Below are 17,753 nucleotides of genomic sequence, written 5' to 3'. Positions count from 1 at the left end.
TTTACCGGACACTAGTGACGCAGAGCGTGGGAATGATCAAACTCCGCGCGCCTCGCCCATGACGACCAACAGCACTACATGAATCGTCTGAGCCGTGAGCGCGAAGAGATTTACGATGCGATTGCGCGTCAGGATTCCGATGCGGCGCGTGCGGCCATGCGTTTGCATTTGACGAACAGCCGCGAACGACTGCGCCATGCGCATGAAGAGGCTGAGGCGCAGCGCTGAAGGGTCAAGCTTCGATGTACAGTTTTACGCACTCCGAATACGGCTCCAGACTGGACTCATCGGAGAATTTGTAGCGTAACTCAACAGCGGTGTCCGAGTACTTCTCCAATACCGCTTTAGGAATGTGCAGCTCGATTCCCTTGAGTTTGAACGCGTCATCGATGGCGTAATCCCAGTCACCGGTAGGCTCTTCGAGCCCTTCCCAGTCGGGAGTTTGCGGATTGCCTCCGAGGATCGGGTAAACGTACCAGTTCTCCGGGAAGTCGTCCGAATCGGGAACGAGAACCTTCAAGGTATCGCCCAGACTCGATAGTTTTACGAGCGTCTTTTCCGGGGGCTGGCTGGAGAACTGCGGAAGAATTGGCGGGGAAAAAATCATCATGGGTTCGCGCTCCGTGCGAGATGAGCCGTGATTCATTCACGGCGGGTTTCCACGGTACGAGCGTTTTGCAGCGCGCGCTGAAAATGATCATGAGCAAGTATTTCCAGCGCTGAGCGCCGACACACCCACCCAGGGCGTGCCGGACGTCACGGATTTAACCGTTTATCAGGATCGAGCGATCCACCCTCACGCGAAGCTCCCTGCTCCCGGTTTTGGCGTCGAACCTGGCGTTGCCATTCTCGTCGGCGACGGCCCGGGCGACGGGCACGCCATCAGCCAGTAATTCCAGCGGCGCTCCCTTGATCGATTCGCCCGACGCCAGTTCCAGTTTCAATTTGATGGTCATGTTTGATCTCCTTGTCAGGCGACGTTGCCAGTGGGTTGGTAATCCTTGAGCAGCAGGTAGGTGCTCCACCCCCACCAGTCATCGACGGTGGCGGTATCGTTCAGGTTATTCACGTCTTTGCGCCGCAGCACCTTGGTGCCCTCGACCTTGAACAGTGGCGAAAAATTGCCCGTCGGGCTCAGTACCGCTTGCAGGTCCGGCAGCTTTTTCAGCGCTGCAAAACTACCGGGCGACGGAGCGATGCCACTGAGGTACGCGGCGAATATTTCATCCGCGGACACTTGAACTGCTTGATTGACCTGGGCGCGATTGGCGCTGTCGATAGCGTCGAAATAGCGCTTGTCGCCATAGGCGTGCCATTGAGCGCCGTCGCCATTGCGCACATTGAGCCCGAACTTGCTGTCTTCATCGTGCATGAAGCGGGTGATCAGCGAGCCCAGATCGCTCGGTGTCACCACCGCTGCCAACTGTTTGCGCGGCACGCGCAGGTGGCCGGCGGAAAACAGATCGGTCAGGTAGTGATCGGCGAAAGCGTTCATCGCGTAAGCCAGTTCCAGCGCCGAGTCGTTGCCGCTGTTATGGGCAATCACCGCCTGTTGCAGCGCCGCGGTGTGCCCGGCGATATAGGCCAGCAGCGCCCATTCGGCGAAGTGATCGGCATTGTTGGCGGCCAGTTTCAGGTAGCGGCCAAATGGAAACAGCGCCGAGACGACACTGCCGCCGCCGGTGATCTTGTTCCACTCTTCCGACAACGTATCACCGAGGGCGTCATACGCCTCGTGAGGTTGCTTACCGTCCTTGATCGCCTGCTTGATCGCGGCGATTTCCTTTTGCATCACGCCGAGGATCAGCTTGGCCTCAGCGTTAGCAGCAGGCAGCACGGCCAGCGAGTTGAAGGCATTGGTAAACCGCTGGATTCGGTCGGCGCCTGTCGCGCCCTCGCTGATCGGTTGATCGGGAATTCCATAGAAGTCACCCCCCAGCGCAATGACCTGGCCATAGGTCAGTGCCAGCCCATTGGGCAAATGCAGCTCCACTTGTGAAGCCGGGATGGCGGGTGCGTCCTTGACGAAACGCAGCAGGGTGCTGTCGCCGATGGCGGTGTGTTCACCACCCTCGAACCTCAACTGTGGCTTGCCTTTCAGGGCTTTTTCGGAGGCTGTTGGCAGAGGCGTGGGAAGGGCAGTCGTAGCGTTGTGATGATCAGCAATCTGCAAGATCACGTGTTGGTTATTCCCCATCAGAGGGATGCCATGCTCGGTAAAAAGATCATCCAGTTCGGCAATGACCTGTTTCGGTTTTTCCTTCGGTTGTGCGTGTAGACCTGACATTTCTATCTCCTTGATATGTCGTCGGTACGATCAAAAAATAACTGTATGTATATACAGCTACCTGGATCATAGATGAGAAATTTCCTACGTCAAGAAAATACTTTTCCGACTCAAATTCTGCGGATGGCGATGAAATGCAGTTGACGGTTATTATTTAAGTTGTACGATGACCTACAACTTCGGCGAAGGCTGAACGGTTTCCTCACACACACACATACGTCGCTACCCAGGGTGTTCGAATAATGAATCCACAAGAACTGAAGTCCATCCTCTCTTCCGGTCTGCTGTCTTTCCCGGTTACCGATTTCAATGCTCAGGGCGACTTCCATCGCGCGGGCTACATCAAACGTCTCGAATGGCTGGCCCCATACGGCGCCTCGGCATTGTTCGCCGCGGGCGGCACTGGTGAGTTCTTCTCTCTGGCGGCCAGCGAATATTCGGAAATCATCAAGACTGCCGTCGACACCTGCGAAACCAGCGTGCCGATTCTGGCCGGCGTTGGCGGTTCCACTCGCCAAGCCATCGAATACGCACAGGAAGCCGAGCGTCTGGGCGCCAAAGGTCTGTTGCTGCTGCCGCACTACCTGACCGAAGCCAGCCAGGACGGCGTTGCCGCCCACGTTGAAGCCGTGTGCAAATCGGTAAAAATCGGCGTGGTGGTTTACAACCGCAACGTCTGCCGCCTGACTGCGCCGCTGCTGGAACGTCTGGCCGAGCGTTGCCCGAACCTGATCGGCTACAAGGATGGCCTGGGTGATATCGAGTTGATGGTGTCGATCCGTCGCCGCCTCGGTGATCGCTTCAGCTACCTGGGCGGTTTGCCGACCGCCGAAGTCTACGCCGCGGCCTACAAGGCACTGGGCGTACCGGTTTACTCCTCGGCGGTGTTCAACTTCATCCCGAAAACCGCGATGGATTTCTACCACGCAATTGCCCGCGAAGATCACGCCACCGTCGGCAAGATCATCGACGACTTCTTCCTGCCATACCTGGACATCCGTAACCGCAAAGCCGGCTACGCGGTGAGCATCGTCAAGGCCGGGGCAAAAATTGTCGGCTATGACGCAGGTCCTGTGCGTGCGCCGCTGACCGATCTGACGGGCGAAGAGTACGAAATGCTCGCCGCGCTGATCGACAAGCAAGGTGCGCAGTAACACATCCGATTAAACAAGGCCGCTGAGTATTCAGCGGCCTTTTGTGTGAGGACTTCTTTTTAGGGGAAAGCCCGTGGCAAATGCAAAGCGTTTTAATAACTACATCAACGGTGAATGGGTGGCGGGTAGCGATTACTCCACCAACATCAACCCGTCCGAACTGACCGACACCATCGGCGAGTACGCCAAGGCTGATCTGGCTCAGGTTCACGCCGCCATCGACGCCGCTCGCGCCGCATTCCCGGCCTGGTCCACGTCGGGCATCCAGGCTCGTCACGATTCACTGGATAAAGTCGGCACTGAAATCCTCGCTCGTCGCGAAGAGCTCGGCACCTTGCTGGCTCGCGAAGAGGGCAAGACCCTGCCTGAAGCCATCGGCGAAGTGACTCGCGCCGGTAACATCTTCAAGTTCTTCGCCGGTGAATGCCTGCGTCTGTCCGGCGATTATCTGCCGTCGGTACGTCCGGGTGTGAACGTCGAAGTGACTCGCGAAGCGCTGGGCGTGGTCGGTCTGATCACACCATGGAACTTCCCGATCGCAATCCCCGCGTGGAAAATCGCCCCGGCCCTGGCCTACGGCAACTGCGTCGTGTTGAAGCCGGCCGATCTGGTGCCGGGTTGCGCCTGGGCGCTGGCCGAAATCATCTCCCGCGCAGGCTTCCCCGCCGGCGTGTTCAACCTGGTGATGGGCAGCGGTCGTGTGGTTGGCGATGCGCTGGTTCAGAGCCCGAAAGTCGACGGCATCAGCTTCACCGGTTCCGTGGGTGTCGGTCGTCAGATCGCAGTCAACTGCGTGTCGCGCCAGGCCAAGGTTCAGTTGGAAATGGGTGGCAAGAACCCGCAGATCATTCTCGACGACGCCGACCTCAAGCAAGCGGTCGAGCTGTCGGTACAGAGCGCGTTCTACTCCACCGGCCAACGTTGCACCGCCTCGAGCCGCTTCATCGTCACTGCCGGGATTCACGACAAGTTCGTCGAAGCCGTGGCTGAGCGCATGAAGTCGATCAAGGTCGGTCACGCGTTGAAAACCGGCACCGACATCGGTCCGGTGGTCTCGCAAGCGCAGCTTGAACAGGACATGAAGTACATCGACATCGGCCAGTCCGAAGGTGCACGTCTGGTCAGCGGCGGCGGTCTGGTGACTTGCGAGACCGAAGGTTACTACCTCGCGCCAACCCTGTTTGCCGACAGCGAAGCCGCGATGCGCATCAGCCGTGAAGAGATCTTCGGCCCGGTGGCCAACGTGGTTCGCGTCGCAGATTACGAGGCTGCGCTGGCCATGGCCAACGACACCGAGTTCGGTCTGTCGGCGGGCATCGCCACCACGTCGTTGAAGTACGCCAACCACTTCAAACGCCACTCCCAGGCCGGGATGGTAATGGTCAACCTGCCGACGGCGGGCGTGGATTACCACGTTCCATTCGGTGGGCGTAAAGGTTCATCCTATGGATCTCGCGAGCAAGGTCGCTACGCGCAAGAGTTTTACACGGTCGTGAAGACTAGCTACATCGGCTCCTGACACATCGCGGTATCCCCGGATACCGCACTCCCTGTAGGAGCTGTCGAGTGAAACGAGGCTGCGATCTTTTGATCTTTAAAAGCAAAGATCGCAGCCTCGTTTCACTCGACAGCTCCTACAGGGGGAAACCAAAGATTCACCCGCGCATAAAAATAATCAGTGGGAGTACATCTACATGCAAGCGACCAAGCCGACCCACGTCCGCTATTTGATTTTGCTCATGCTTTTTCTGGTGACCACGATCAACTACGCCGACCGGGCTACCATCGCCATCGCGGGCTCCAGCCTGCAAAAAGACCTCGGCATCGACGCGGTCACCCTCGGTTATATCTTCTCCGCATTTGGTTGGGCCTACGTGGCCGGGCAAATTCCCGGTGGCTGGTTGCTGGACCGTTTCGGCTCGAAAAAAATCTACGCGCTCAGCATCTTCACCTGGTCGTTGTTCACCGTGTTGCAGGGCTATGTCGGTGAGTTCGGCATGTCCACGGCGGTGGTTGCGCTGTTCATGCTGCGCTTTTTGGTGGGCCTGGCCGAAGCGCCATCCTTCCCCGGCAACGCACGCATTGTGGCGGCCTGGTTTCCGACCGCTGAACGCGGTACGGCGTCTGCGATTTTCAACTCGGCGCAATACTTCGCTACCGTGTTGTTTGCGCCGCTGATGGGCTGGATCGTTTACAGCTTCGGCTGGCAGCACGTGTTTATCGTCATGGGCGTGATCGGCATCATCTTCTCGGGGATCTGGCTGAAAGTTATCCACAGCCCGCGTCAGCACCCGATGATCAATGACGCCGAGTTCAAGCACATCGCCGACAACGGCGGCATGGTCGACATGGACCAGGACAAAGGCAAAGGCAAAAAGGTCGACGGTCCGAAGTGGGACTACATCCGCCAGTTGCTGACCAACCGCATGATGCTTGGCGTGTACCTGGGCCAGTACTGCATCAACGGCATCACCTACTTCTTCCTGACCTGGTTCCCGGTGTACCTGGTGCAAGAACGCGGCATGACCATCCTCAAGGCCGGTTTCATCGCCTCGTTGCCGGCGATCTGCGGCTTCATCGGTGGCGTGCTCGGCGGCGTGATTTCCGACTACCTGCTGCGCAAAGGCCATTCCCTGACCTTCGCCCGGAAGGCGCCGATCATTGCCGGTTTGCTGGTTTCCAGCAGCATCGTGGCCTGCAACTACGTGGACGTTGAATGGATGGTCGTCGGCTTCATGGCCCTGGCATTCTTCGGCAAAGGCGTGGGTGCGCTGGGTTGGGCCGTGGTGTCTGACACCTCGCCAAAACAGATCGCCGGTCTCAGCGGTGGCTTGTTCAACACCTTCGGCAACATCGCTTCGATCACCACCCCGATTGTCATCGGCTACATCATCAGCTCCACCGGTTCGTTCAAATGGGCGCTGGTGTTTGTCGGTTGCAACGCCTTGGTCGCGGTGTTCAGCTACCTGGTAATCGTCGGTCCGATCAAGCGTGTGGTACTCAAGGAGCCGCCAGTCAGCGGTCCTGAAACCCATAACAAATTGTCTCAAGCGCATTCCTGAGGAGCGGCGTCATGCAGTTGATTGAACATTCCGACTCGCCGCGCTACATCCGCCTGCACGAGCGGGACAACGTAGTGATCGTGGTCAATGACCAAGGCGTGCCGGCCGGCACCGAGTTTCCGGACGGCCTGGTCACCGTGGACTTCGTGCCACAGAGCCACAAGGTCACCCTCGAAGACATTCCCGTGGGTGGCCAGGTGATCCGTTACGGGCAGACCATCGGCTACGCGTTGCAGCCGATTCCGCGCGGCAGCTGGGTCAAGGAAGATCAACTGCGCATGCCCACCGCGCCACCGCTGGACAGCTTGCCGCTGTCCACTGAAGTGCCGGCCGCGCAGGCACCGCTGGAAGGCTTCACGTTCGAGGGTTATCGCAACGCAGACGGCACCGTCGGCACGCGCAATATTCTGGGGATTACCACGACGGTTCAGTGCGTCACCGGCGTGCTGGACCATGCGGTCAAGCGCATCAAGGACGAGTTGCTGCCCCAGTATCCGCACGTCGATGACGTGGTCGCGCTGACCCACAGTTACGGCTGTGGCGTGGCGATTACCGCGACTGACGCGTATATCCCGATCCGTACCGTGCGCAACCTGGCGCGCAACCCGAACCTGGGGGGCGAAGCCTTGGTGATCAGCCTGGGCTGCGAGAAATTGCAGGCCGGGCAGGTGATGCACGAGAACGATAGCTCGGTGGATTTGAGCGATCCGTGGTTGTACCGCTTGCAGGATTCCAGTCACGGTTTCACCGAAATGATCGAGCAGATCATGGCGCTGGCCGAAACCCGTTTGAAGAAGCTCGATCAACGTCGCCGGGAAACCGTGCCGGCGTCCGAGCTGATTCTCGGTATGCAGTGCGGCGGCAGCGATGCGTTTTCCGGGATCACCGCCAACCCGGCGTTGGGCTATGCCTCGGACCTGTTATTGCGCGCGGGTGCGACGGTGATGTTTTCCGAAGTCACCGAAGTGCGCGATGCGATTTACCTGCTGACTTCGCGTGCGGAAACTGAGGAAGTCGCTCAGGAACTGGTGCGGGAAATGGATTGGTACGACCGTTACCTGGCCAAGGGCGAAGCGGATCGCAGCGCCAATACCACGCCGGGCAACAAGAAGGGCGGGTTGTCGAACATTGTCGAGAAGTCCCTGGGCTCGATCGTCAAATCCGGCAGCAGCGCGATCAACGGGGTGTTGGGTCCTGGCGAGCGCTTCAAGCGCAAAGGGCTGATCTTCTGTGCGACCCCGGCCAGTGACTTTGTCTGCGGGACGTTGCAATTGGCCGCGGGGATGAACCTGCATGTGTTCACTACCGGGCGTGGCACGCCGTATGGTTTGGCGATGGCGCCGGTGGTGAAGGTGTCGACCCGGACCGAGCTGGCGCAGCGCTGGCCGGACTTGATCGACATCGATGCGGGGCGGATTGCGACCGGGCGGGCCTCGATTGAAGACCTTGGTTGGGAGTTGTTTCACTATTACCTGGACGTGGCTAGCGGCAAGAAGCAGACGTGGGCCGAGAAGCACAAGCTGCATAACGACATCACCTTATTCAACCCGGCGCCCATCACTTAAGACCGAGTCGCCTGCATCGCGAGCAAGCTCGCTCCCACAGGAGACCTTCTTTGTTGCACAAATTGTGTGAACTCTGAAGATCACTGTGGGAGCGAGCTTGCTCGCGATAGCGGCCTAACAGACGCCGAGGGACTTGCTGGCTTATCATTAGCCCCCTAACGACGCTCACCCAAGGTTATCCCCGGCATGCTGGCTATCTTCCTCGAAACCCTGAACATCACCGCGCCGGTGTTTGCCATGCTGTTTCTGGGTGTGCTGCTCAAGCGCATCGACTGGATCAACGACAACTTCATCCACACTGCGTCGGCACTGGTGTTTAACGTCACCATGCCGGCGTTGCTGTTTCTGGGCATCCTGCATGCCGACCTGCACGCCGCGTTGCAACCGGCGCTGCTGATCTACTTCTCGCTCGCCACCCTGGTCTGTTTCGCCATCGCCTGGGGCTGGGCGATCTGGAAGTGCCCGCGGGAAGACCGGGGGATTTACACCCAGGGCGCCTTTCGCGGCAATAACGGGGTCATCGGCCTCGCACTGGCAGCGAGCATGTACGGCGACTACGGGATTTCCCTCGGGGCGATTCTCGCGGCGTTGGTGATCCTGTTTTACAACACGCTCTCGACCATTGTGTTGGCGGTGTACAGCCCGGTGATCAAGTCCGACCCCTGGAGCATCTGCAAAAGCGTGATGGTCAATCCGTTGATCATCAGCGTGTTTGCGGCGGCGCCGTTTGCCTACTTCCAGATCGGCTTGCCGGGATGGCTTGAGAAGTCCGGCCAATACCTGGCGCAAACCACCTTGCCATTGGCGTTGATCTGCATTGGGGGCACGCTGTCGCTGGCGGCACTGCGCAAAAGCGGCAACATGGCGCTGAGCTCAAGCCTGGTGAAGATGATCGGCCTGCCGATTCTGGCGACGCTGGGTGCGTGGCTCTGGGGCTTTCGTGGTGCGGAGTTGGGGATTCTGTTCCTGTACTTCGGCAGCCCGACCGCCGCGGCCAGTTTTGTCATGGCCCGTCAGGCCAATGGCAATCATGAACTGGCGGCGGCGATCATCGTGATCACCACGTTGATGGCGGCGGTCACCACCAACATCGGGATCTTTCTGTTGCAGTGGGGCGGGTGGATTTAGCTTCAGGATTTGTGGTGTTTTTTAGATCCATTCGCGAGCAAGCCCGCTCCCACAGGGGAATGCATTCCAAATGTGGGAGCGGGCTTGCTCGCGAAGACGGCCGAACAGCCACCAGAAATGTCGGCGACTTACTCCGGCTTCTGGTAGCTATCGATCACTTCCTGCGCCGCCCGAAACGCATCGATTGCCGCTGGAACACCGGCATACACCGCGCAATGCAGCAGCGCTTCACGAATCTCTTCCACGGTGCAGCCATTGTTCAGCGCACCGCGCACGTGACCTTTCAATTCCTGCGGGCACTTCAACGCGGTCAGCGCGGCGAGGGTGATCAGGCTGCGGGTTTTCAATGGCAGGCCTTCGCGGTTCCAGACGCCGCCCCAGGCGTGTTCGTTGACGAAATCCTGCAGCGGTTGCGTGAACTCGGTGGCATTGCCCAGCGCGCGGTCGACGAAGGCGTCGCCCATCACTTGGCGGCGTACTTCAACCCCAGGCTTTCTATCATCGGTCATGGCAATTCACTCTTGTGGTGTTGGCGACGCCAGGCGCGCAGCGACGTGAACAGCAAAAACGCCATCAGCGCCGGCAGGACAAAAAACAGCATCAGGTGTTCAAGCTTGCCGGCCAGCGGCATGCCGGTGGTGAACGACACCACGTGCAGACCGTAAGCCAGATACAAACCCAAAAACATCAGACCTTCGGCGCGAGTCACCCGGTAACCGGAATAGAACACCGGCAGGCACAGCACCGCGACGCCGAGCATCACCGGCAAGTCAAAATCCAGTGCGTTGGGCGATACCGACAGCGGCGACGGCGCGATCAACGCGGTGAAGCCCAGCACGCCCAAGAGATTGAACAGGTTGCTGCCGATCACGTTGCCCACGGCGATGTCGCGCTGACCGCGCAACGCGGCGATCAACGAGGTGGCCAGTTCCGGCAGGGAGGTGCTGACGGCGACGATGGTCAGGCCAATGATTCGCTCCGACAACCCCAGATCGGTCGCGACCGAAACCGCTGCGCCCAGCAGCAAGTGCCCGGCGTAGACCAGCATCGCCAATCCCGCGACGATCATCAGCAGGCTGCTGATCCATGGCGCTTGCGGGACTTCGTGGGTGGTCGATTGTGGACGGACCGAGTGTCGTGACTGGCGCAGCAGCAGGCCCAAATACAACGCCAGTGCCGCCAGCAGCATCACGCCATCGGCGCGGGTCAGTTCTTCGTTCCATGCCAATACGAACACCAGCAGGCTGGCGCCGATCATCAGCGGAATGTCCAGGCGCACCAGTTGCCGTGAAACCCGCAGCGGGATGATCAGCGCCGAGAGCCCGAGGGTGACGAGGATGTTGAAGATGCTACTGCCGATCACGCTGCCGACGGCGATGTCGGCGTTCTGCGCCAGGGTCGCTTGCAGGCTGACCGCCATCTGCGGTGCGCTGCTGCCGAGGGCGACGATGGTCAGGCCGATAATCAGCGGTCGTACATGCAGGCGCGCGGCGAGACGCACGGCTGCGCGCACCATCAGCTCGGCACCGGCGATCAGCAACAGCAGGCCGCTGAGCAATTCAATCACGCTGATCAGGGGTATGTCGGCAAGTCCGAAAATGGTCAGCGCTCCGTCTATCAGTCGTCGAGGGCTTGCACGCGAACCTTCGCGGTGCCGCTTCTGAGCATACCCAGTTGTTCGGCCGCTTCGTGTGAAACATCGATCAGACGCCCACGGGTGTGCGGCCCGCGATCGTTGATGCGAACCACACAGGACTTGTCGTTGTTCAGATTAGTGACCTTCACCCGCGTGCCGAAGGGCAACTGACGATGGGCGGCGGTCAGGGAATTCTTGTTGAAACGCTCGCCACTGGCGGTGCGTTTACCTTGGTGTTTGGCGCCGTAATACGAGGCAACGCCGGTCTTGTCGTAGCCGTGTGGATCGATGGTATCCGTACTGGCACAACCGGCCAGCAGAGAGAGCAGGGCGCAGGTACTGAGCAGACGTTTCATAAAAAAGTGTTCCCGAAACAAATGTGGGAGCGAGCCTGCTCGCGATGGCGGACTGTCAGTCACATCAATGATGGATGTGCCGCCGTCATCGCGAGCAGGCTCGCTCCCACAGGGAATGGAGCCAGGCTTTAAAACTGGCTCCATTGCAATCAGCCTTCGAGCTTGCTTTTCAGCAGTTCGTTAACCTGTTGCGGATTGGCCTTGCCTTTGGAGGCTTTCATGGCCTGGCCGACGAAGAAGCCGAACATCTTGCTGCGTTTGGCTTCGTCTGCCGCGCGGTATTGTTCAACCTGTTCGGCATTGGCCGCGAGCATTTCGTCCAACACTGCCGAGATTGCGCCCGTGTCGGTCACTTGCTTCAAGCCGCGCTTGTCGATGATCTCGTCCGCGCTGCCTTCGCCGTTGGCCATGGCCTCAAACACTACCTTGGCGATTTTGCCGGAGATGGTGTTGTCGGTGATGCGCAGCAGCATGCCGCCCAGTTGCTCGGCCGAGACCGGCGACTGGTCGATGTCCAGGCCCTGTTTGTTCAACAGGCTGCCCAGTTCAACCATCACCCAGTTGGCCGCCAGCTTGGCGTCGCCGCCGATGCTCACGACTTTCTCGAAGTAATCGGCTTGCTCGCGGCTGGTGGCCAGGACGCTGGCGTCGTAGACCGACAGACCGAACTGCGCCTGAAAGCGCTCGCGTTTCTGCGGTGGCAATTCCGGCAGGGTGGCGCGCACGTCGTCGAGGAACGAGTTCTCGATGACGACTGGCAGCAGGTCTGGATCGGGGAAGTAACGGTAGTCGTTGGCTTCCTCTTTGCTGCGCATCGGACGGGTTTCGTCCTTGTTCGGATCGTACAGACGGGTTTGCTGGATCACCCTGCCGCCGTCTTCGATCAGTTCGATCTGACGCTGCACTTCGGTGTTGATCGCCTTCTCGATGAAGCGGAACGAGTTGACGTTCTTGATCTCGCAGCGTGTGCCGAATTCAACCTGGCCTTTTGGACGGATCGACACGTTGCAGTCACAACGCAGCGAGCCTTCGGCCATGTTGCCGTCGCAGATGCCGAGGTAACGGACCAGCGCGTGGACAGCCTTGACGTAAGCCACGGCTTCCTTGGCGCTGCGCATGTCCGGCTCGGACACGATTTCCAGCAGCGGCGTGCCGGCACGGTTCAGGTCGATGCCGGTGGCACCGCTGAATTCTTCGTGCAGGCTTTTACCGGCGTCTTCTTCCAGGTGCGCGCGGGTGATGCCGACGCGCTTGACCGTGCCGTCTTCCAGCGCGATGTCCAGGTGGCCTTTGCCAACGATCGGCAATTCCATCTGGCTGATCTGGTAGCCCTTGGGCAGGTCCGGGTAGAAATAGTTTTTACGGGCGAACACGTTGTGCTGGCCGATCTCGGCATCAATCGCCAGACCGAACATCACCGCCATGCGCACCGCTTCCTGGTTCAGCACCGGCAATACGCCGGGCATACCGAGGTCAACCAGGCTGGCCTGGGTGTTCGGCTCGGAACCGAAAGTGGTGGAGCTACCGGAAAAAATTTTCGACCGGGTGGTGAGCTGGGTGTGAATCTCCAGCCCGATCACGACTTCCCATTGCATGTGTTTCTCCTCAGAAGCCGGTTGGGGTGCGGGTGTGCCAGTCAGTGTTCAACTGATACTGGTGCGCAACGTTGAGCAAACGGCCTTCCTGGAAATACGGGGCGAGCAACTGCACGCCGACCGGCAGACCATCGACAAAACCGGCAGGCATGGACAAGCCCGGCAGACCGGCGAGGTTGGCGGTGATGGTGTAGACGTCTTCCAGGTACGCAGCAACCGGGTCGCTGCTCTTGGCGCCAAGCTTCCAGGCCGGGTTCGGCGTGGTTGGGCCGAGGATGATGTCGACTTCATTGAAGGCTGCCATGAAGTCGTTCTTCACCAGGCGGCGAATCTTCTGCGCCTTCAGATAGTAGGCGTCGTAGTAGCCGGCCGACAGCGCGTAGGCACCGACCATGATCCGGCGCTGCACTTCCGGGCCGAAGCCTTCGCCACGGGAACGCTTGTACAGGTCTTCGAGGTTCTTTGGATCTGCGCAGCGATGGCCGAAACGCACGCCGTCGAAACGCGACAGGTTGGAAGAGGCTTCTGCCGGGGCGATCACGTAGTACGCAGGGATCGCGTGTTGCATGTTCGGCAGGCTGATTTCCTTGACCACGGCACCGAGCTTTTCCAGCTCCTTGACGCTGTTGTGGATCAGCTCGGCAATGCGTGGGTCGAGACCGGCGCTGAAATACTCTTTAGGAACGCCGATACGCAGGCCTTGCAGCGAACCGTTGAGGCCGGCGCTGTAATCAGGCACGGGCTCGTCGATGCTGGTGGAGTCCTGCGGGTCGAAACCGGCCATGCCTTGCAGCAGGATCGCGCAGTCTTCGGCGGTGCGGGCCAGAGGGCCGCCCTGATCGAGGCTGGAGGCGTAGGCGATCATGCCCCAGCGCGAAACGCGACCGTACGTCGGTTTCAGACCGGTCAGGTTGGTGAACGCGGCCGGTTGGCGGATCGAGCCGCCGGTGTCGGTCGCAGTGGCGGCCGGTAACAGGCGAGCGGCAACGGCCGCGGCCGAACCACCGGACGAACCGCCGGGCACGTGTTCCAGGTTCCACGGGTTTTTCACTGCGCCGTAGTAGCTCGACTCGTTGGCCGAACCCATGGCGAATTCGTCCATGTTGGTCTTGCCCAGGGTCACGGCACCCGCGGCGGCCAGCTTGGCGACCACGGTGGCGTCGTACGGTGCTTTAAAGTTGTCGAGCATCTTCGAGCCGCAACTGGTGCGAATGCCCTGGGTGCAGAACAGGTCTTTGTGGGCGATCGGCGCGCCGAGCAGGGCGCCGCTCTCACCATTGGCCCGGCGTGCGTCAGCGGCTTTCGCCTGCTGGAGCGCCAGGTCTTCGGTGAGGCTGATGAAACTGTTGAGCTGAGGGTCGAGCAGGGCGATACGCGCCAGCAGGGTTTTGGTCAGCTCTTCGGAAGAAAACTTTTTATCGGCGAGACCGCGGGCGATCTCGGCCAGAGTCAATTGATGCATTGCAGGCTCTTTCCCTTTAGTCGATGACTTTCGGAACCAGGTACAGGCCGTTTTCGACCGCTGGTGCGATGGACTGATAGGCCTCGCGATGATTGGTCTCGGTCACGACGTCTGCACGCAGGCGCTGGCTGGCTTCCAGTGGATGGGCGAGCGGCTCGATACCGTCGGTATTGACCGCCTGCATTTCGTCGACCAGCCCCAGAATGCTGTTCAGGGCCGAAGTGATGTGTGGAAGATCGGCATCATTAAGGCCAAGACAGGCCAGATGAGCGATTTTTTCCACGTCGGAGCGTTCAAGCGTCATGGGATTCTCCAGTGGAAGGAAAACAGAACGGATGCTATCCGTGTGTTAGATTGTCGGAACACTACCGCATTTCTACGGTCATAAGGCCGCGATTGTGGGGGTTGGTGCACAGAAAAGCGGCCAATTTAACATATTGGCGCCTTGCCCAAAATCCCTGTCGTTGTTAGAGTTTGCCGCACTTTTTTACCCACGCGTTGCCTAGGGTCCTTTCCCCATGTTCAAGAAACTGCGTGGCATGTTTTCCAGCGATCTTTCCATTGACCTGGGCACTGCCAACACCCTTATTTACGTGCGCGAGCGCGGTATCGTCCTGAATGAGCCCTCGGTTGTGGCTATTCGGACACACGGTAACCAGAAAAGTGTCGTTGCTGTCGGCACCGAGGCCAAGCGCATGCTCGGCCGTACGCCGGGCAACATTGCTGCCATTCGTCCGATGAAGGATGGCGTGATCGCCGACTTCAGCGTTTGCGAAAAGATGCTGCAGTACTTTATCAACAAGGTTCACGAAAACAGCTTCCTGCAGCCTAGCCCTCGTGTGTTGATCTGCGTTCCGTGCAAATCCACCCAGGTTGAGCGTCGTGCCATCCGTGAGTCGGCCCTCGGTGCCGGTGCCCGTGAAGTGTTCCTGATCGAAGAGCCAATGGCTGCTGCGATCGGTGCCGGCTTGCCGGTTGAAGAAGCTCGCGGCTCGATGGTTGTCGATATCGGTGGCGGTACCACTGAAATCGCGCTGATCTCCCTGAACGGTGTGGTTTATGCCGAATCCGTACGGGTTGGCGGCGACCGCTTCGACGAAGCGATCATCACTTACGTGCGTCGCAACTACGGCAGCCTGATCGGCGAATCCACTGCCGAGCGCATCAAGCAGGAAATCGGTACTGCCTACCCGGGCGGCGAAGTTCGTGAAGTCGACGTTCGTGGCCGTAACCTGGCCGAAGGCGTTCCACGCGCATTCACCCTGAACTCCAATGAAGTGCTGGAAGCTCTGCAAGAGTCCCTGGCCACCATCGTTCAGGCTGTGAAAAGTGCGCTGGAGCAATCGCCTCCGGAACTGGCTTCCGATATCGCTGAGCGTGGTCTGGTGCTGACCGGTGGTGGCGCCTTGCTGCGTGACCTCGACAAGTTGCTGGCCCAGGAAACCGGTCTGCCGGTAATTGTTGCCGAAGACCCGCTGACCTGTGTTGCTCGCGGCGGTGGCCGTGCATTGGAAATGATGGATAAACACACCATGGACCTGCTGTCGAGCGAGTGATCTCGCCCGACGCATCTATGCTGTTGGCGCGCAGGCAGCACTTTGCAGTGCTGCCTGTTGGCGTTTATCTTCTGTCAGTCTGCATCCAGGCCGGTTTGATGCCGTATGAATAAAGAGAACATTTGCCTGGGAGGAGCGGCTTATTAAACCGCTTTTCACCAAAGGGCCTTCACTGGGCGTGCGCTTGTTGGTGCTGGTCGTGCTATCGGTCGCGCTGATGGTGGTCGATGCCCGCTTCACACTGTTCAAGCCAGTGCGTAGCCAAATGTCGCTGGTGCTGATGCAGTCTTACTGGATCACCGACCTGCCACAGCGGCTATGGCAGGGTGTGGCCAGCCAATTTGGCAGCCGTACCGAGCTCGTCGCCGAAAACGAAAAACTCAAAACCGAAAACCTGCTGTTGCAGGGGCGCATGCAAAAGCTTGCCGCCCTCACTGAGCAGAACGTTCGGCTGCGCGAGTTGCTCAATTCCTCTGCGCTGGTCAACGAAAAGGTCGAAGTGGCCGAGTTGATCGGCATGGACCCCAACCCCTTCACCCACCGCATCATCATCAATAAAGGTGAGCGTGACGGTGTGGTCCTCGGTCAGCCGGTGCTCGATGCCCGCGGCCTGATGGGCCAGGTGGTCGAGTTGATGCCGTACACCTCTCGCGTGCTGTTGCTGACCGACACCACTCACAGCATTCCGGTGCAGGTGAACCGCAACGGTCTGCGGGCGATTGCCAGCGGCACCGGTAACCCGGAACGCCTGGAACTGCGACATGTGGCCGATACCGCCGATATTAAAGAAGGCGATCTGCTGGTCAGTTCCGGTCTGGGGCAGCGGTTCCCGGCGGGTTACCCGGTGGCGACGGTCAAGGAAGTGATTCACGATTCCGGTCAACCGTTCGCTATTGTGCGTGCCGTGCCGACCGCCGCTCTGAACCGCAGCCGCTACCTGTTGCTGGTATTCACCGACGGCCGCACAGCCGAAGAGCGCGCCAACGAGGCTGCCCAGGCTCAAGAAGCTTTGGACCAGCACGGTGGTGGACCGATCATTCCAGCGACCGTGCCGAAACCTGCCATCGTCCCGGCTGCTGTTGCTGCGCCCGTGACGCCGGTTGCGCCGCCGACTGCCCCTGCTGCTACAACCCCGCCCAAACCTGCGGCAACTCATCCTGCTGCTGCGAAACCTGCCGCCAGCAAGCCGCCCGCGACGCAACCTGCGGCCGCTAAACCGCCGGCCACGCCACCCGCTGCCGTGAAGCCTGCTGCCAAACCGCCTGTCTCTGCGCCGGCCACCACTGGGGGACGAGAATAATGGTTGGTGCTACTGCCTCCCGAAACGGCTGGATGGTCTGGCTGACGTTCGCCATAGGCATGCTGCTCAGCGTTTCGCCGCTGCCGCAATTCATGGAAATCCTCCGTCCACTGTGGCTGGCCTTGCTGCTGGCATTCTGGGCGTTAGCCATGCCGCAGAAAGTCGGGATGACCACCGCGTGGTGCCTCGGCCTGGCCGAAGACGTGCTTTATGGCACGCTGCTGGGCCAGAACGCGTTGATCCTGACGCTGATCACATACCTGGTGCTGGCGCTGCAACAACGCCTGCGCATGTTCCCGATGTGGCAACAGAGCCTGGTGATCCTGGTGATCTTCGGCCTCGCGCAGCTTGTTCAACTATGGCTCAGCGCCCTGACCGGCAATCGTCAGCCGACGCTGGCGCTGGTCTTGCCTGCACTGGTCAGTGCATTGCTCTGGCCATGGGTCAGCTACGGTTTGCGCGGTTTGCGTCGACGCTACAAAATCAATTAATTCGGTCAGGCATTTGCCCGCACCGGTGCCCTGTCTCGCAAATACGTTTCTTTTTTGGCGAGTGGCTGTTGTTGCCAGGCAAGGCGCCGCGACAAGTCATAGCTGGCTATGGCGAGGAGCGGCAACGCAGTATGGCAACAACAGACGCCGCCAAAAAGGAA

16 protein-coding genes and 2 pseudogenes are annotated in these 17,753 nt (G+C 59.7%); 9 read left to right on the top strand and 9 right to left on the bottom strand.

Translation table 11 applies throughout. The annotated features are described in order from the left end of the window. Positions 1–39 precede the first annotated feature (39 nt). Positions 40–228: pseudogene (locus ACMXYJ_RS29325) on the top strand (FCD domain-containing protein); the annotation flags it as partial. 4 nt (positions 229–232) lie between these two features. Here the strand turns inward: ACMXYJ_RS29325 and ACMXYJ_RS29320 are convergent. The 3 genes from ACMXYJ_RS29320 to ACMXYJ_RS29310 form a co-directional block, all read right to left on the bottom strand. After that, entirely contained in the window at positions 233–610 is a 378-nt protein-coding gene (locus ACMXYJ_RS29320) for a hypothetical protein (protein WP_415757952.1), read from the bottom strand. Positions 611–764: 154 nt separating this feature from the next. Then, a complete protein-coding gene (locus tag ACMXYJ_RS29315; RefSeq protein ID WP_415757951.1) occupies positions 765–956 on the bottom strand; it encodes a hypothetical protein in 192 nt (63 codons plus the stop codon). Between the two features lie 14 nt (positions 957–970). Beyond that, the gene (locus ACMXYJ_RS29310; RefSeq protein WP_415757950.1) at positions 971–2,287 is read right to left on the bottom strand and encodes a phospholipase; all 1,317 of its coding nucleotides are present in this window, start codon (positions 2,285–2,287) and stop codon (positions 971–973) included. 242 nt (positions 2,288–2,529) lie between these two features. On the opposite strand from ACMXYJ_RS29310, the gene kdgD reads away from it, so the two are divergent. From kdgD to ACMXYJ_RS29285, 5 genes and pseudogenes are all read left to right on the top strand, one after another. Beyond that, complete coding sequence (kdgD, locus tag ACMXYJ_RS29305; RefSeq protein ID WP_046045831.1) at positions 2,530–3,441, top strand: 5-dehydro-4-deoxyglucarate dehydratase; 912 nt, start codon at positions 2,530–2,532, stop codon at positions 3,439–3,441. A gap of 73 nt (positions 3,442–3,514) precedes the next feature. Next, the gene (locus tag ACMXYJ_RS29300) at positions 3,515–4,960 is read left to right on the top strand and encodes an aldehyde dehydrogenase family protein (RefSeq protein WP_415757949.1); all 1,446 of its coding nucleotides are present in this window, start codon (positions 3,515–3,517) and stop codon (positions 4,958–4,960) included. A 145-nt stretch (positions 4,961–5,105) separates the two neighbouring features. Next, a pseudogene (locus tag ACMXYJ_RS29295) lies at positions 5,106–6,503 on the top strand (MFS transporter); the annotation flags it as partial. Between the two features lie 11 nt (positions 6,504–6,514). Beyond that, positions 6,515–8,068, top strand: a complete 1,554-nt coding sequence (gene garD / locus ACMXYJ_RS29290; RefSeq protein WP_415757948.1) for a galactarate dehydratase — start codon at positions 6,515–6,517, stop codon at positions 8,066–8,068. A gap of 186 nt (positions 8,069–8,254) precedes the next feature. Then, entirely contained in the window at positions 8,255–9,196 is a 942-nt protein-coding gene (locus ACMXYJ_RS29285; RefSeq protein WP_415757947.1) for an AEC family transporter, read from the top strand. Between the two features lie 128 nt (positions 9,197–9,324). On the opposite strand, the gene ACMXYJ_RS29280 is transcribed toward ACMXYJ_RS29285, so the two are convergent. From ACMXYJ_RS29280 to gatC, 6 genes are all read right to left on the bottom strand, one after another. Next, positions 9,325–9,705: a carboxymuconolactone decarboxylase family protein gene (locus tag ACMXYJ_RS29280; protein WP_415757946.1), complete on the bottom strand. Its 381-nt coding sequence runs from the start codon at positions 9,703–9,705 to the stop codon at positions 9,325–9,327. After that, a complete protein-coding gene (locus ACMXYJ_RS29275) occupies positions 9,702–10,763 on the bottom strand; it encodes a calcium/sodium antiporter (RefSeq protein WP_415757945.1) in 1,062 nt (353 codons plus the stop codon). The genes ACMXYJ_RS29280 and ACMXYJ_RS29275 overlap by 4 nt, the downstream gene beginning before the upstream one ends. Positions 10,764–10,813: 50 nt before the next feature. Then, complete coding sequence (locus ACMXYJ_RS29270) at positions 10,814–11,188, bottom strand: septal ring lytic transglycosylase RlpA family protein (protein WP_415757944.1); 375 nt, start codon at positions 11,186–11,188, stop codon at positions 10,814–10,816. A 149-nt stretch (positions 11,189–11,337) separates the two neighbouring features. Beyond that, the gene (gene gatB / locus ACMXYJ_RS29265) at positions 11,338–12,783 is read right to left on the bottom strand and encodes an Asp-tRNA(Asn)/Glu-tRNA(Gln) amidotransferase subunit GatB (protein WP_415757943.1); all 1,446 of its coding nucleotides are present in this window, start codon (positions 12,781–12,783) and stop codon (positions 11,338–11,340) included. Between the two features lie 10 nt (positions 12,784–12,793). Beyond that, the gene (gene gatA, locus ACMXYJ_RS29260; protein WP_415757942.1) at positions 12,794–14,245 is read right to left on the bottom strand and encodes an Asp-tRNA(Asn)/Glu-tRNA(Gln) amidotransferase subunit GatA; all 1,452 of its coding nucleotides are present in this window, start codon (positions 14,243–14,245) and stop codon (positions 12,794–12,796) included. A 16-nt stretch (positions 14,246–14,261) separates the two neighbouring features. Further along, positions 14,262–14,549, bottom strand: a complete 288-nt coding sequence (gene gatC / locus ACMXYJ_RS29255) for an Asp-tRNA(Asn)/Glu-tRNA(Gln) amidotransferase subunit GatC (protein ID WP_008026876.1) — start codon at positions 14,547–14,549, stop codon at positions 14,262–14,264. 214 nt (positions 14,550–14,763) lie between these two features. On the opposite strand from gatC, the gene mreB reads away from it, so the two are divergent. The 3 genes from mreB to mreD all read left to right on the top strand — a co-directional run bounded on the left by mreB (position 14,764) and on the right by mreD (position 17,592). Beyond that, on the top strand, positions 14,764–15,801 hold the full coding sequence (mreB, locus tag ACMXYJ_RS29250; RefSeq protein WP_002555108.1) for a rod shape-determining protein MreB: 1,038 nt from the start codon (positions 14,764–14,766) through the stop codon (positions 15,799–15,801). Between the two features lie 178 nt (positions 15,802–15,979). Beyond that, complete coding sequence (mreC, locus tag ACMXYJ_RS29245; RefSeq protein ID WP_415757941.1) at positions 15,980–17,101, top strand: rod shape-determining protein MreC; 1,122 nt, start codon at positions 15,980–15,982, stop codon at positions 17,099–17,101. Next, positions 17,101–17,592, top strand: a complete 492-nt coding sequence (gene mreD, locus ACMXYJ_RS29240) for a rod shape-determining protein MreD (protein WP_415757940.1) — start codon at positions 17,101–17,103, stop codon at positions 17,590–17,592. Before mreC ends, mreD begins: the two co-directional genes overlap by 1 nt. Positions 17,593–17,753: the final 161 nt, after the last annotated feature.

The sequence above is a fragment of the Pseudomonas arabinosi genome (genome assembly GCF_047758675.1).
Taxonomy (GTDB): Bacteria; Pseudomonadota; Gammaproteobacteria; order Pseudomonadales; family Pseudomonadaceae; genus Aquipseudomonas; species Aquipseudomonas arabinosi.
Note: the sequence above shows the minus strand (reverse complement) of the source record. Positions and strands in the feature narration are given on the sequence as shown.